We start from the raw sequence: 14,156 nt of genomic DNA on the forward strand, positions 1-14,156 counted from the left end.
TCTTGTTTTAATGCAGAACTTCTTCTTTGGCACCTAAGTATTCAAAGACTAGATGATCATCTTTCAAAGCCACCTTCACTGTTCCGCCATCAACCAATGCCCCAAATAGCAGCTCATTAGCCAGCGGTTTCTTCAACTGTTCTTGAATCACGCGTCCCATAGGTCGTGCTCCCATTTCACGGTCATAACCTTTCAGAGCTAGCCAGTGACGAGCATCTTCTGATACTTCAAGAGACACACCACGGGCATCCAATTGTACTTGTAGCTCAACGATGAACTTATCAACCACTTGGTGAATCACACTTTCATCCAAACTGTTAAACCAAATTGTATGATCTAAACGGTTACGGAATTCTGGCGTGAACACTTTCTTGATCTCCGACATCGCATCATGGCTGTGATCTTGTTGAATCAAACCTATCGATTTCTTCACTGTTTCAGCCACACCAGCGTTGGTTGTCATCACTAAGATGATGTTACGGAAATCCGCTTTACGACCGTTGTTATCGGTTAGCGTGCCGTTATCCATCACTTGCAATAGCAAGTTAAAGATATCAGGGTGCGCTTTTTCAATTTCGTCTAACAGCACAACCGCATGTGGGTTCTTGATCACGGCATCCGTTAACAAGCCACCTTGGTCATAACCAACATAACCTGGAGGAGCACCGATCAAGCGGCTCACTGAGTGGCGTTCACCGTATTCAGACATATCAAATCGGAGTAGTTCAATACCCAACAGTTTAGATAGCTGAACGGTGACTTCTGTTTTACCTACGCCCGTTGGGCCAGCAAACAAGAATGAACCAACTGGACGATTATCCGCTCCTAAACCAGCACGAGTCAGCTTGATGGATTCAGTTAACACATCAATCGCGTTATCTTGTCCGAACACCAGCATCTTCATTTTCTGATCAAGATTTTTCAGAATATCTTTATCCGAAGAAGAAACAGATTTTTCTGGGATACGAGCCATTTTTGCAACCATGGACTCAATCTCAGCCACACCGACTGTTTTCTTACGTTTGCTGGCTGGCATCAAACGAACACGAGCACCCGCTTCGTCGATAACATCAATCGCTTTGTCCGGTAAGTGACGTTCATTGATGTATTTCGCAGACAGTTCAACCGCAGCGCGAAGTGCCTTGTTGGTGTAACGCACATCGTGGTGAGCTTCGTATTTTGGTTTCAAACCCATCAAAATTTTGGTTGTGTCATCCAACGAAGGTTCTACAACGTCAATTTTTTGGAATCGGCGTGAAAGCGCACGCTCTTTCTCAAAAATATTGCTGTATTCCTGATAAGTGGTTGAACCGATACAACGTAATTTACCGCTACTTAGTAGAGGCTTAATCAAGTTTGCAGCATCAACCTGACCACCAGATGCTGCACCAGCACCAATGATGGTGTGAATTTCATCGATAAAGAGAATTGCATCTTTCTCTTTTTCTAGCTGTTTGAGAATCGTTTTAAAACGTTTTTCAAAGTCACCACGGTATTTGGTACCCGCAAGTAATGAACCTATATCCAGTGAGTAGATAACGCTGTCTTGAATCACTTCAGGCACTTGCCCTTCCACAATTCTCCATGCCAAACCTTCAGCTATAGCGGTTTTACCGACACCAGCCTCGCCCACCAACAATGGATTGTTTTTGCGACGACGGCAAAGCACTTGGATTGTACGTTCAAGTTCTTTGTCTCGACCGATAAGAGGGTCGATCTGACCTTGACCAGCTAACTGGTTTAAGTTCGTTGCAAAGCTTTCCAGTCTTTCATCAGCTGGCGAATCGTCTGAACTTTCTGTGCCAAATGAATCGGAAGATGAATCTTCGCCCGAGCTACTCGATGCTTTAGTAATGCCGTGGGAAATATAGTTAACGATATCCAAACGACTGATATCGTTCTTTTTCAATAGATAGGCAGCGTGAGATTCCTGCTCACTAAAAATAGCAACCAGTACGTTTGCGCCAGTGACTTCACTGCGACCGGATGATTGAACATGGAACACAGCACGTTGTAATACACGTTGGAAGCTAAGCGTTGGCTGAGTCTCACGTGTTTCGTCGTTATCTGGGATGAGAGGGGTTGTCTGGTCAATAAATACGTCAAGCTCTCGACGCAAAACGTCAATGTCTGCCTGACAGGCCAATAATGCTTCCTTCGCTGCATCGTTTTCTAACAATGCAAGTAGGAGGTGCTCGACGGTCATGAATTCATGTCTTTTGTCTCGCGCTCGAGCGAACGCGCCGTTTAGACTAGACTCTAGTTCTTTGTTAAGCATAAGGCCTCCTTAAAGAACAACCACATCTGCAAGTGTTACGCTTTTTCCATCGTACAAAGCAGTGGATGCTCGTTTTCCCGTGCGTACATTGTCACCTGAGCGACTTTCGTCTCTGCAACCTCAGCAGTAAACGTGCCACAAATTGCTTTCCCTTCATAATGAACTCTGAGCATCACTTGTGTCGCTTTTTCTATGTCCATAGAGAAGAAGCGTTCAAGGATTTCTATCACAAAATCCATCGGCGTGTAGTCGTCATTATTCAGTATAACGTTATACATCGACGGTGGTTTTGTTGCTGTTTTCTCTAGCTCCAGTAGATCTGAGTCTGGAGTTACCCATTCGAAGTTTTTACTCATGATGGCCGTATTTAGGAGTGTTTCTCTTAAAAATGTCTCTTCTCTTAAAAAGTCATCACTTACTGATAACCTAAGGTGCTGTCAGTGAAGGTGAAAAACAATCCTTACTTAGAGACTAATGCAGCAATTGTATCGCTGCAAATAAAACATTGCTATTCACAATCGAGTTTATTCTAAACGTTCAAAAACTCGTCACCTTTCTGTAACACTATTCGTACTAAAGTCTAAAATCGAGCCAATCATAAGTGGCACAAATACTTGTCGCACAAGTGATATCAAATGGAATAGGGTTATCTTAAAAGTGATTTGCTTATAAAAGTATGCATTTTTATACCATTATCCTATTGACTGTGCTCAATCATTGACTACATTGGTCAAATAGTGACTAAAAATTTGGCAGCGGCTGAATCGATATTCACTAATAGGAGTGATCACCATCAGATTTTCTGATAATGGATATTAGAGTGAATTTCTCCGTAACAACATCAGTAACAAAATGCATGAGGGACGTATAGCATGGCTACAGGTACAGTAAAATGGTTCAATAACGCCAAAGGATTCGGATTCATCTGTCCAGAAGGCGAAGATGGAGACATTTTTGCTCATTATTCTACTATCCAAATGGATGGCTACCGCACACTTAAAGCGGGACAGCAAGTAGCGTATGAAGTTGAACAAGGACCTAAAGGTTACCACGCTAGTAGTGTCGTACCTATTGAAGGGCAACAATCTAAATAGTTCGCTGCCGAATAAATCATTATCGATAACTGACCTATCGGTTATTTAAACGCTAACGATTTATGAATTGATAGATATGAAAAACCCGCCACTTGGCGGGTTTTGTATTTTATCGTCAAGTGCCTTTTAAGCTTATGCGCGATCTACGATGCTGTTCAATGTTGAACTTGGACGCATTAGGTTAGAAACCAATGCATCGTTAAACGCATAGTAACCACCCAAATCACCCGCAACGCCTTGAGCACCATTTAGCTCAGACACAATCTTCTCTTCGTTCGCTAGCAGCTGTTCAGCCACAGGAGCAAATTCAGCCGCAAGATCCGCATCTTGAGTTTGTGCAGCTAGTGCTTCAGCCCAATATGCTGCTAGGTAGTAATGGCTACCACGGTTATCTAGTTCACCCACTTTACGTGATGGCGATTTGTTAAGGTCTAGGAATTTACCTGTCGCTTTATCTAACGCATCAGCCAATACTTGAGCTTTCGCATTGCCAGTCACCACACTTAGATGCTCCAAAGAAGCAGCAAGCGCTAAGAATTCACCAAGAGAGTCCCAACGTAAGTGGTTCTCTTTTTGAACTTGTTGAACGTGCTTAGGAGCTGAACCACCAGCGCCCGTTTCAAACAGACCACCACCATTCATTAGTGGGACGATTGAAAGCATCTTAGCTGAAGTACCTAGCTCAAGAATTGGGAACAAGTCTGTTAGGTAGTCGCGTAGTACGTTACCTGTAACAGAAATAGTGTCTTTACCTTCTTTAATACGCGCTAGCGAGTATAGCGTTGCGTCTACTGGAGAAAGGATCTTGATCTCTAGACCAGAAGTATCGTGATCAGGTAGATACTGCTTCACTTTCTTAATCAGCTCAGCATCGTGTGCGCGAGCTTCGTCTAACCAGAATACTGCTGGTGTATTGGTTGCACGAGCGCGGTTTACTGCAAGCTTAACCCAGTCTTGAATCGGCGCGTCTTTAACTTGGCACATGCGGAAGATATCGCCAGCTTCTACTTGTTGCTCAAGCAGCACATTACCTGCCGCATCAACAACACGCACTGCACCGTCAGCATCTAGAATGAAGGTTTTATCGTGAGAACCGTATTCTTCCGCCTTCTGAGCCATCAAACCCACGTTTGGTACGCTACCCATAGTAGTTGGGTCAAATGCACCATGCTCTTTACAGAATTCAATCACAGCTTGGTAAACGCCAGCGTAACAACGATCTGGGATCATTGCTTTAGTATCTTTTTGCTTACCGTCTGGACCCCACATTTGACCTGATGAACGGATCATCGCTGGCATAGACGCGTCAACGATAATGTCGCTAGGTACGTGTAGGTTGGTGATACCGCGATCAGAGTCAACCATCGCCAGTGGAGGTTGAGTTGCATAAACCGCTTGAAGTGCGGCTTCAATCTCGTCACGTTGAGCCTGAGGTAATGCTTGGATTTTCGCATACACATCACCTAGACCGTTGTTTACATCAACACCAAGTTTCTCAAATACGTCCCCGTATTTGTCGAACACTTCTTTGTAGTAAACCTTAACTGCATGACCAAAGATGACTGGGTCAGACACTTTCATCATGGTGGCTTTCATGTGCAGAGAAAGCAGAACGTCTTGTTCTTTAGCGTCCGCAATTTCTTTTTCGAAGAACTCTACAAGCGCTTTCTTGTTCAAAACGCTTGCATCAATAATTTCTTTATCCTTCAGTGCAAAAGGCTTTTTCAGTTCTTTGGTTGAACCATCTTTGCCGACAAACTGAATAGAAACTTGAGTTGCACCATCTACGGTGACCGATTTTTCAGTACCGAAGAAGTCTTTATCACTCATGCTAGAAACGTGAGACTTAGAATCCGCAGACCAAGCACCCATTGAGTGTGGGTTCTTCTTCGCATAGTTTTTCACTGAAGCTGGAGCACGACGGTCAGAGTTACCTTCACGCAGTACAGGGTTTACCGCACTACCTTTGATTTTGTCGTACGTTGCTTTAATCGCTTCTTCTTCGTAAGTTGAAGGCTCTTCAGGGTAATTTGGAAGTGCAAAACCTTTGTCTTGAAGTTCTTTGATCGCCGCTTTTAACTGAGGTACCGATGCTGAGATATTTGGCAGTTTGATGATGTTTGCTTCAGGAGTTTGTGCAAGTTCACCGAGTTCCGTAAGAGCGTCACCAACGCGCTGGTCTTCTTTCAAATGCTCTGGGAAGTTAGCAAGAATACGTCCTGCTAAAGAAATATCACGAGTTTCAATTTCAATGCCTGACGATGCCGTGAATGACTGGATAATTGGCAGCAATGAATATGTAGCTAGAGCTGGGGCTTCGTCAGTGATTGTATAAATAATTGTAGGTTTATTTGTTGGCATGAACTTTCCCTATTTGTTCTAACAACACACGGGCATGTGTTGTGTGAATGTACGGCTCAAGCGGGAAACATCCCAAACTTGTGCACGATAGTCTCACTCTTTCCTTTTTGTGTTCGAATAACTTCTTTGTGCGAACCACCATAATGAGTCTTCGAGACAGTCCTTGAGTGAAGATCGTTATAATTAAACAAAACTAGGATAATAGTCTATCATCTTGTCGTTTATCCTATTTCTGGGCGCGAAAATGATAGCGCAAAAGCGAGTTTCAGAAAACTTTCAAACACACTTCATTTACATTTTTGCAAGGTAGTTAACATGTCATCCAGCTCGCGTAGAAGCACTGCTAAGGCTCCTCACTCGACTCATAAACCGCGTTTCAAACAAGGAAATCGTTCTTCTGGGCGCACTTCAACGAGCCAAAGAGCGCGTAAACCTGCGGTTCAGAAACCAAAAGTGAACATTGAAGATCGCAAAGTCATTGTTTTTAATAAACCTTATGACACGTTAAGCCAGTTTACCGATGGTGAAGGCCGAAAAACGCTCGCCGACTTCATAACAGTCAAAGATGTGTATGCCGCTGGGCGACTTGACCGCGATAGCGAAGGTCTGATGGTGTTAACCAACGATGGTATTTTACAAGCCAAACTGACTCAGCCTGAATCAAAATCGCCAAAAACCTACTGGGTTCAGGTTGAAGGCATACCGACAGAGTCAGATTTAGAACCACTTAGAAACGGAGTGACACTAAAGGACGGACCAACACTTCCAGCGCAAGTAGTGGTGATTGAAGAACCCCAGTTATGGCCTCGAAATCCACCAGTGCGCTTTCGCGCAGCCATTCCAACCACTTGGCTTGCAATTACCATCATTGAAGGTCGTAACCGACAAGTAAGACGCATGACAGCGCACATTGGCTTCCCTACTCTGCGTCTGATTCGCTACTCAATGGGTAATATTGAGTTGGGTGACCTTCAGCCTGGCGAGTGGAAAGAAATCTCTATTGATGCAGCATAAAGAAATGATCGACGGGGCCTCGGCCCTGTCCCACTTTAAGCAAATCAGCATGTCCTATCGCTTGTGTAATGTATTGTTTGGCGTGACTGACCGCTGAGAGCATATCTTCTCCCTGAGCCAAAAACGAAGCAATTGTCGAAGACAAGGTACAACCCGTCCCATGGGTATTCGGAGTGCGAATTCTCTCAGTGCTTAATCTGTGTGTTTCATTTTGGGTAATCAGCAGGTCATCACTCTCATCAGACGCCTCTAAATGCCCGCCTTTGAGCAATACCGCTGAAGTACTTAACTGACGCATTGCAGTAACCATATGTTCAATTTGCTCAGCGTCTTTCGGCTCAGCTAGCCCTGTGAGCGCTGCGGCTTCTGGTAGATTTGGCGTAATAATGCTTGCGAGAGGCAACAAGCGATCTTTCAAGCTGCCTATCGCCGTTTCTTTTAGCAGTAAATCGCCACTGGTTGCCACCATCACGGTATCCAACACAATGTGTTTTGGTTGATATTGTTCCAGCTTATCAGCCACCAAATTGATGATGTCGGCATCCGCCAACATACCAATTTTTACCGCGACAATATTGAGGTCTTGGAATACTGCATCTAACTGACTTTCAATATGAGCTAAAGGAATGGGTAAGATATCTAACACACCCAATGTATTTTGAGAGGTAATCGCGGTGATAACCGAAGCCGCGTAACTGCCAGTCGCGGATATCGCTTTGATATCGGCTTGAATACCCGCACCACCACCACTGTCCGATCCGGCAATAGTCAGTACAACAGGAATTGTATTGGATTTAGGCATAACTGTTCCTTTGAGGTAAGACGTACAGGAACAGTCTCTCGAAAGCGCATCTGAGATAGACGGCAAAACGAGATATACAATCGCAAAGATTGGATTAGTTCCCTACGTCAGTATTAACTGAATCAGGTTCAACGGGTCTCGCAATGCGATCTCAGCCCAAAGGCTCCCCGACTAATGGCGGACAGAATAACAATTAAATTGTCCGTTTTGCAATTTATAACTTTCACAACGATAAATGGTCGAATCGAGACTATAATTCGTTGTATCAAAATGTATTTTTCAATACGTAGGCCGTTAACTCAGTTGGTAGAGTAGTTGACTCTTAATCAATCGGTCGCGGGTTCGAGCCCCGCACGGCCTACCAAAACGTTCTCTTCAGCTTATTGAAGCTATGGCTACTTATGACGCTCTTTGAGTTTATTAATCACATCACTCATCGACAGGCCTTGGTCTTGAAGCAAGACAAGCAAGTGATAGATTAAGTCCGCAGACTCACACACTAGTTCCGCCTTATCGCCCGACGTCGCCGCAAGTGCGACTTCAACGCCTTCTTCGCCCACTTTCTGCGAAATGCGTTTGGTGCCACGCGCATAAAGACTAGCGGTGTAAGAGGAGTCTGGATCGGCACTCTTGCGGGCAGCCAATAACTGCTCAAGTTGATGAAGCCACACCATTTGTGACTCCTCTTGTGCATCACCGTCCCAACAAGTTGTTGTGCCAGTGTGGCACGTTGGACCAATCGGATTCACTTTAACCAGCAAGGTGTCTTGATCGCAGTCCAAAGCAATATTTTTCAATTGCAACACGTTGCCAGAGGTTTCTCCTTTGGTCCATAGTCGCTGCTTGGTGCGCGAATAGAAAGTGACTTGTTCTGTTTCCAATGTTTTCGCTAGTGCTTCTTGGTTCATGTACCCCATCATCAGCACTTGGCTTGAACCAAAGTCCTGCACAATCGCAGGAACAAGACCATCAACCTTTTCCCAATTAATTCGTTCCGCTAGGCTCATAGTCTCACCTCAACCGCTTGTTGTTTTAAATATTGCTTGAGCTCACCAATATTGATGATTTGTTTGTGGAACACTGATGCAGCTAACGCACCATCAACATTCGCTAATTTGAACGCATCGGCGAAATGCTCCATAGCACCCGCGCCACCAGAAGCAATCAAAGGTACGTGACATACAGATCGAACCATATTCAGTTGCTCTAGGTCGTAACCGTTACGTACACCGTCTTGGTTCATCATATTTAATACGATTTCACCCGCGCCACGTTTTTGCACTTCTTGAACCCAATCTTTGGTTTCCCACTTGGTTGCTTTAGTACGCGCTTCATCACCAGTGAACTGGTAAACCTGATACTTGCCCGTTTCTTTATCAAAATAGGAGTCGATACCTACAACGATACATTGCACACCAAACTTATCCGCTAGATTGGTAATCAGGTCTGGATTCGCTAGTGCTGGCGAGTTAATCGATACTTTGTCCGCTCCAAACTCGAGGATGCGAGCGGCATCTTCGGCTGATTTAATACCACCAGCGACACAGAAAGGAATGTCTATTACCTCTGCAACTCGCGCAACCCAGCTTTTATCCACCACACGACCATCACTGGATGCGGTGATATCGTAAAACACCAACTCATCTGCGCCCTCTTCCGCATAACGTTTTGCTAGCGGAACGATGTCTCCGATGATTTCGTGATTGCGGAACTGCACGCCTTTCACAACCTGTCCGTCACGAACGTCCAAACAAGGGATTATACGTTTTGCCAACATGCGAACGCCTCCTCAGTGGTGAATTTACCATCCAGTAACGCACGACCAACAATCACGCCAGCCACACCACTACCTTTCAGCGCTTCAATATCCGCTAAACTGCCAATACCACCTGAAGATTGGAACTGAACCTGTGGGTATTGTTTACAAAGGTCTACATACAGCTCAACGTTAGAACCGGCTAGCGTTCCGTCACGGGAAATGTCTGTGCAGAGTACATGTTTCAAACCGACGGTTAGATAATCGTCAATCAGTGCTTCGATGGTGACACCTGAATCTTCCTGCCAACCGGAAATCGCCACTTTGCGTGTACCGTCAGCATCGATGTTTATATCCAGCGCCAGCACAATTTTTTCTGCGCCGTATTTGGTCATCCAACCTTTCACTAACTCAGGTTGCTTAACTGCCGTTGAACCTACCACAACACGTTGCGCGCCCGCTTCGAGCAGGTCAACCACGTCTTGCTCGCTGCGTACACCGCCACCAATTTGAATATTGGCTGGCGTACCTGCCAGTAATTTTGCAATCAGGTCTAACTGGCGAGCACTGGTATCTTTTGCGCCCGTTAAATCCACAAGGTGTAGCCAGTCAGCGCCAGCTTTGTTGTATAAATTGAATTGTTCAACTGGGTCGACTTTATATTCTGTCACTTGGCCGTAATCACCCTGATAGAGGCGTACAACCTGACCTTCAATTAAATCTAATGCGGGAATAATCATTTCTGTTCCTTATTCGACTTGCCGCTTTATCGCTTACAGCTTCCGTCTATTTTTTAGAGCTCTAGGAAGTTCTGAATTAACTTAGAACCGGCTTTTGATGAACGCTCTGGGTGGAACTGAACACCGTAATAATTGCCATTTTGAATCGCTGCGCTAAATGGATTTCCGTAGTCACATTCAGCAATGGTGTAGTCACCTACAGGCATTGCAAAGCTGTGTACAAAATAGAAGTACTCGCCCTCTTCAATATCTTTGAAAAGAGGGTTGCCAGCTTTAGCCGAAACGGTATTCCAGCCCATGTGAGGCAATGGCAAATCACCGGTTTGCATTAAACGAACTTCACCTTCAACCAAACCCAGACATTCAACGATATCATCCGCTTTCTGTCCTTTCTCTTCAGATAATTTACCTAGTAACTGCATACCTAAACAGATCCCTAGTAGCGGTTTATCTACCTTTGCCACCAGCTCAATAAGGTTACGCTCTTCAAGGTTCTTCATCGCTTCGCTGGCTGTTCCTACGCCCGGTAAGAACAGCTTATCCGCAGCAAGAACCACTGCTGGGTCTTTTGAAATCGTCACTGGATAGCCCAAACGTTCAATGGCGAATTTCACTGAAGAGACGTTGGCACAACCCGTATCGATAATGACAACTTTTTGTTCATTCGCCATTAGAGAACCCCTTTGCTGCTTGGCAACTCATTTCCCTGTACTTGAATAGCCTGACGCAGTGTACGACCAAACGCCTTAAACAAGCTTTCAATGATGTGGTGGTCATTCTCGCCAGTAGAAGACAAGTGCAGAGTGCACGCGAGTGTGTCAGTCAACGAACGGAAGAAGTGGTAAACCATCTCAGTGGATAAATCGCCAACTTCTGGGCGGCTGAACTCTGCGTCAAATTTCAGATAAGGGCGGCCTGATAGGTCTAATGCACATTGCGCTAAACATTCGTCCATTGGCAGAGTAAAACCAAAACGACCGATACCACGCTTGTCACCTAAGGCTTCTTTAATCGCCTGACCAAGTGCCAAAGCGGTATCTTCAACGGTGTGGTGATCGTCGATGTGTAAGTCACCATCTACTTTGAGCTTTAATTGGAAACCGCCGTGAGTGGCGATTTGATCAAGCATGTGGTCAAAAAAACCTAAACCCGTTTCGATCTGGTTACCGCCAGTCTCATCAAGATTAACTGCAACCTGAATGTCAGTTTCTTTGGTTTTGCGAACCACTTTTGCAGTGCGAGCTTTTACTGTTAGGTCTTTGACGATTTGTGGCCAGTTCATCGTTTCTGGATTGTACTGAATACCACGAATAGCCATGTTCTCTGCTAACTGTAGATCTGTAAGACGGTCACCAATCACAACCGATGATTTAAAGTCAACTTTGCCGCCTTGAAGGTACTCTTTCACCATTCCTAGCTTAGGCTTACGGCAAGAGCAGTTGTCTTTTTCAAAGTGAGGACAAATCAACACATCATCAAACTTCACACCTTGAGAGGAAAAGATATCCATCATCATGTTGTGTGGAGCATCGAAGTCTTCTTGCGGGTAGCTGCTTGTGCCTAAACCATCTTGGTTAGTCACCATTACTAAACGGTAACCCGCATCTTGTAGAGTCAACAAACTTGGGATAACAAAAGGTTCCAGTTTAAGTTTATCTAAACGGTCAACCTGAAAATCCACCGGAGGCTCAACAATCAAAGTGCCATCACGGTCGATAAAGAGAATTTTCTGTTGGGTGCTCATTGTAGAATCCTTTCTATTGGTAGTAGTTACGAATAAACGCGACGGTCTTTTCGCACTCTTCTCTATTGCCTACGCTAATACGCACACAATCTTCAATCGGTGAGTTACGTAAAATAATGCCTGAATCCCATGCTGCTTTGAACAAAGCATCACCGTCTGGGAACTTAACTAACAAGTAGTTACCCCATCCTTCAAACACTTGCACACCACTTACCATGGACAGACCCACTTGCATATATGCACGGTTAGCGTTTAGGTCCAGCACTTGGTATTTTGCACGAGCAAGTCCTGCTTCAGACAATGCTTGAGTAGCGATTTCCGCAACAGGCACTGGCACTGGGTATGGTGCGATGACTTTTAGCAGTACATTAATTAAATCTTCATTAGCAAGAGTAAAACCACAGCGAAGACCTGCAAGAGCAAACGCTTTGGATAGCGTACGTAGGATAGCTAAGTTTGGATACTGTGCCAGCAAATCAACCGTAGATGCTTCTGGGCAGAAATCGATATAAGCCTCATCCATCACGACAATCGCACGGTCTTTGGTCATCTCTAACAAAGAAACAATATCTTCACGTTTAACGAGATTACCAGTTGGGTTATTTGGGCTACAAACAAACACCAACTTAACGTTTTCTAGGTTGGCTTCAATGTTGGCTAAATCTAGCTGCCACTCTGCAGTCAGTGGAACTTTCTTACGTTCAACGCCAATGGTTTCTGCGCTGATTGCATACATGCCGTATGTCGGCGGGCAGAATAAAATCGCATCTTGGTTTGGTTCGCAGAATGCACGCACCAATAATTCAATGCCTTCATCAGCACCACGAGAAGTTAACACTTGCTCTGGTTTCACACCTGCATATGACGCATACGCGTTGATGAGTTCAGGTGGCTGGCATTCGCTATAACGGTTTAAGCGAGCAAAATTTGTTTTGTATTCGTTGTTGAATGGCGATTCGTTAGCGTTTAGCCACACATCACCACTTCCGCCAATGCGACGAGCAGAAAGATAAGGCGTTAATTGCTGAATTTGTTTACGAGCGAGTTTTTCCATGATGATTACGCCTTTTGTCCTTTATCAGTAAGGAGTTTCTCTATGCGGATAGTAACGGCACGTTTGTGTGCGTCTAAGCCTTCTGCTTCCGCCATTTTTACAACTGTTGGTGCTAGTGCTTTGAGACCATCTGCGCTTAGCTCTTGCACTGTCATACGTTTGCTGAAATCCGCTAAACCTAAGCTTGAGTAAGTGCGGGTATAACCGTAGGTTGGCAGCACGTGGTTAGTGCCTGAAGCATAATCACCCACTGATTCTGGTGACCAGTCGCCCAAGAAAATTGAGCCTGCATTGTCTAACAGAGGCACTAATTCACGAGGATTCTTAGTCTGAACAATCAGGTGCTCTGGGCCATAGTAGTTAGAAATTGAAACAGCCTGAGTTAACGACTCTGCAATTATGATTAAGCTTGAAGCGAGAGCTTTTTCAGCAGTTGCGGCGCGAGATAGCGACTTAAGCTGTTTTTGAACCGCATCAGCCACTTTATCCGCAACGACTGGTGAAGGTGTGACCAAAACAACTTGTGAATCAGGACCGTGTTCAGCTTGGCTTAGTAAGTCTGCTGCAATGAAATCCGCGTCCGCAGTTTCATCCGCAATCACTAACACTTCTGATGGACCAGCTGGCATATCAATCGCTGCGCCACGGAAATCATTACTCACTTGGCGTTTTGCTTCCGTTACATACGCATTACCTGGGCCAAAAATCTTATCCACTTTCGCTACGCTTTCCGTACCGTAAGCCATTGCTGCAATTGCTTGGCCGCCACCAACGTTATAAACCTCATCGATCTTACAAAGCTTAGCGACATAAAGAATTTCATCAGCAATCGGCGGAGGAGAACACAACACGACTTTACGACATCCGGCAATTTGCGCAGGTACACCAAGCATCAATACGGTTGATGGTAATGGCGCGCTGCCACCTGGAATGTACAAACCCACTTTGTTGATTGCACGAGTTACCTGTTCGCACACAACACCTGGCATAGTTTCAACTTTAATCGGTGCTGCTTTTTGTGCTTTGTGAAATTTAGAGATGTTGTTGTAAGCCAGTTCCAACGCTTGCTTCATTTCGTCATCAAGACGCTCACATGCCGCGTCAATTTCTTCTGCCGAAACACGAATTGAATCCGGTTTACACTTATCGAATTTCTCAGTCAGTTCTAAAAGAGCAGAGTCTCCTTCCGCTCGAACTTTGGCAATAACTTCCGCAACCGCAGCAGTGATATTCGCACCTTCAGCGATAGCAGGACGTTCCAATACTGAGTCTTGCTGAGTTTCACTCAGCGATTGCCAAACAATCGTTCTCAT

General features: G+C 44.9%; 13 protein-coding genes, 1 tRNA gene and 1 riboswitch. Of the genes, 3 read left to right on the forward strand and 11 right to left on the reverse strand.

What is annotated here, in order from left to right; genetic code table 11:
• Positions 1-7 precede the first annotated feature (7 nt).
• Complete coding sequence (clpA, locus tag HKI82_RS08005) at positions 8-2,278, reverse strand: ATP-dependent Clp protease ATP-binding subunit ClpA (protein ID WP_102941657.1); 2,271 nt, start codon at positions 2,276-2,278, stop codon at positions 8-10.
• A 35-nt stretch (positions 2,279-2,313) separates the two neighbouring features.
• The gene (gene clpS / locus HKI82_RS08010) at positions 2,314-2,634 is read right to left on the reverse strand and encodes an ATP-dependent Clp protease adapter ClpS (RefSeq protein ID WP_165311692.1); all 321 of its coding nucleotides are present in this window, start codon (positions 2,632-2,634) and stop codon (positions 2,314-2,316) included.
• A gap of 516 nt (positions 2,635-3,150) precedes the next feature.
• Between clpS and cspD the strand changes: the two genes are divergently transcribed.
• Entirely contained in the window at positions 3,151-3,372 is a 222-nt protein-coding gene (gene cspD, locus HKI82_RS08015) for a cold shock domain-containing protein CspD (RefSeq protein ID WP_042481960.1), read from the forward strand.
• A gap of 132 nt (positions 3,373-3,504) precedes the next feature.
• Here cspD and HKI82_RS08020 read toward each other — a convergent pair whose 3' ends face one another.
• Complete coding sequence (locus HKI82_RS08020; RefSeq protein WP_171137698.1) at positions 3,505-5,733, reverse strand: NADP-dependent isocitrate dehydrogenase; 2,229 nt, start codon at positions 5,731-5,733, stop codon at positions 3,505-3,507.
• 315 nt (positions 5,734-6,048) lie between these two features.
• Here HKI82_RS08020 and rluE point away from each other — a divergent pair, with 315 nt between their 5' ends.
• Positions 6,049-6,747 (forward strand): 23S rRNA pseudouridine(2457) synthase RluE, encoded by a 699-nt coding sequence (gene rluE / locus HKI82_RS08025; RefSeq protein ID WP_102941655.1) that lies wholly within the window; start codon positions 6,049-6,051, stop codon positions 6,745-6,747.
• On the opposite strand, the gene thiD is transcribed toward rluE, so the two are convergent.
• The gene (thiD, locus tag HKI82_RS08030; RefSeq protein WP_171137699.1) at positions 6,731-7,549 is read right to left on the reverse strand and encodes a bifunctional hydroxymethylpyrimidine kinase/phosphomethylpyrimidine kinase; all 819 of its coding nucleotides are present in this window, start codon (positions 7,547-7,549) and stop codon (positions 6,731-6,733) included. The genes rluE and thiD overlap by 17 nt on opposite strands.
• An 82-nt stretch (positions 7,550-7,631) precedes the next feature.
• Positions 7,632-7,729: riboswitch (TPP riboswitch) on the reverse strand.
• Between the two features lie 108 nt (positions 7,730-7,837).
• Here thiD and HKI82_RS08035 point away from each other — a divergent pair.
• Positions 7,838-7,913: transfer RNA gene (locus tag HKI82_RS08035), tRNA-Lys, on the forward strand.
• A gap of 31 nt (positions 7,914-7,944) precedes the next feature.
• Here the strand turns inward: HKI82_RS08035 and hisIE are convergent.
• Genes hisIE through hisD form a run of 7 tightly spaced genes read right to left on the reverse strand, consistent with a single transcriptional unit; the run spans position 7,945 to position 14,156 of the window.
• Entirely contained in the window at positions 7,945-8,556 is a 612-nt protein-coding gene (gene hisIE / locus HKI82_RS08040; protein WP_042481952.1) for a bifunctional phosphoribosyl-AMP cyclohydrolase/phosphoribosyl-ATP diphosphatase HisIE, read from the reverse strand.
• The gene (gene hisF, locus HKI82_RS08045; RefSeq protein WP_171137700.1) at positions 8,553-9,326 is read right to left on the reverse strand and encodes an imidazole glycerol phosphate synthase subunit HisF; all 774 of its coding nucleotides are present in this window, start codon (positions 9,324-9,326) and stop codon (positions 8,553-8,555) included. The genes hisIE and hisF overlap by 4 nt, the downstream gene beginning before the upstream one ends.
• Entirely contained in the window at positions 9,308-10,045 is a 738-nt protein-coding gene (hisA, locus tag HKI82_RS08050; RefSeq protein WP_102941651.1) for a 1-(5-phosphoribosyl)-5-[(5-phosphoribosylamino)methylideneamino]imidazole-4-carboxamide isomerase, read from the reverse strand. The genes hisF and hisA overlap by 19 nt, the downstream gene beginning before the upstream one ends.
• A 53-nt stretch (positions 10,046-10,098) precedes the next feature.
• Complete coding sequence (gene hisH / locus HKI82_RS08055) at positions 10,099-10,716, reverse strand: imidazole glycerol phosphate synthase subunit HisH (protein WP_165311698.1); 618 nt, start codon at positions 10,714-10,716, stop codon at positions 10,099-10,101.
• Entirely contained in the window at positions 10,716-11,789 is a 1,074-nt protein-coding gene (gene hisB / locus HKI82_RS08060; RefSeq protein ID WP_112404562.1) for a bifunctional histidinol-phosphatase/imidazoleglycerol-phosphate dehydratase HisB, read from the reverse strand. The genes hisH and hisB overlap by 1 nt, the downstream gene beginning before the upstream one ends.
• Positions 11,790-11,802: 13 nt before the next feature.
• Entirely contained in the window at positions 11,803-12,843 is a 1,041-nt protein-coding gene (hisC, locus tag HKI82_RS08065) for a histidinol-phosphate transaminase (protein ID WP_112404563.1), read from the reverse strand.
• A gap of 5 nt (positions 12,844-12,848) precedes the next feature.
• Positions 12,849-14,156, reverse strand: coding sequence for a histidinol dehydrogenase (gene hisD, locus HKI82_RS08070; RefSeq protein ID WP_112404564.1), 1,308 nt, complete (start codon positions 14,154-14,156; stop codon positions 12,849-12,851).

The organism is Vibrio plantisponsor, from assembly GCF_013041605.1.
In the GTDB taxonomy this organism is placed as follows: domain Bacteria; phylum Pseudomonadota; class Gammaproteobacteria; order Enterobacterales; family Vibrionaceae; genus Vibrio; species Vibrio plantisponsor.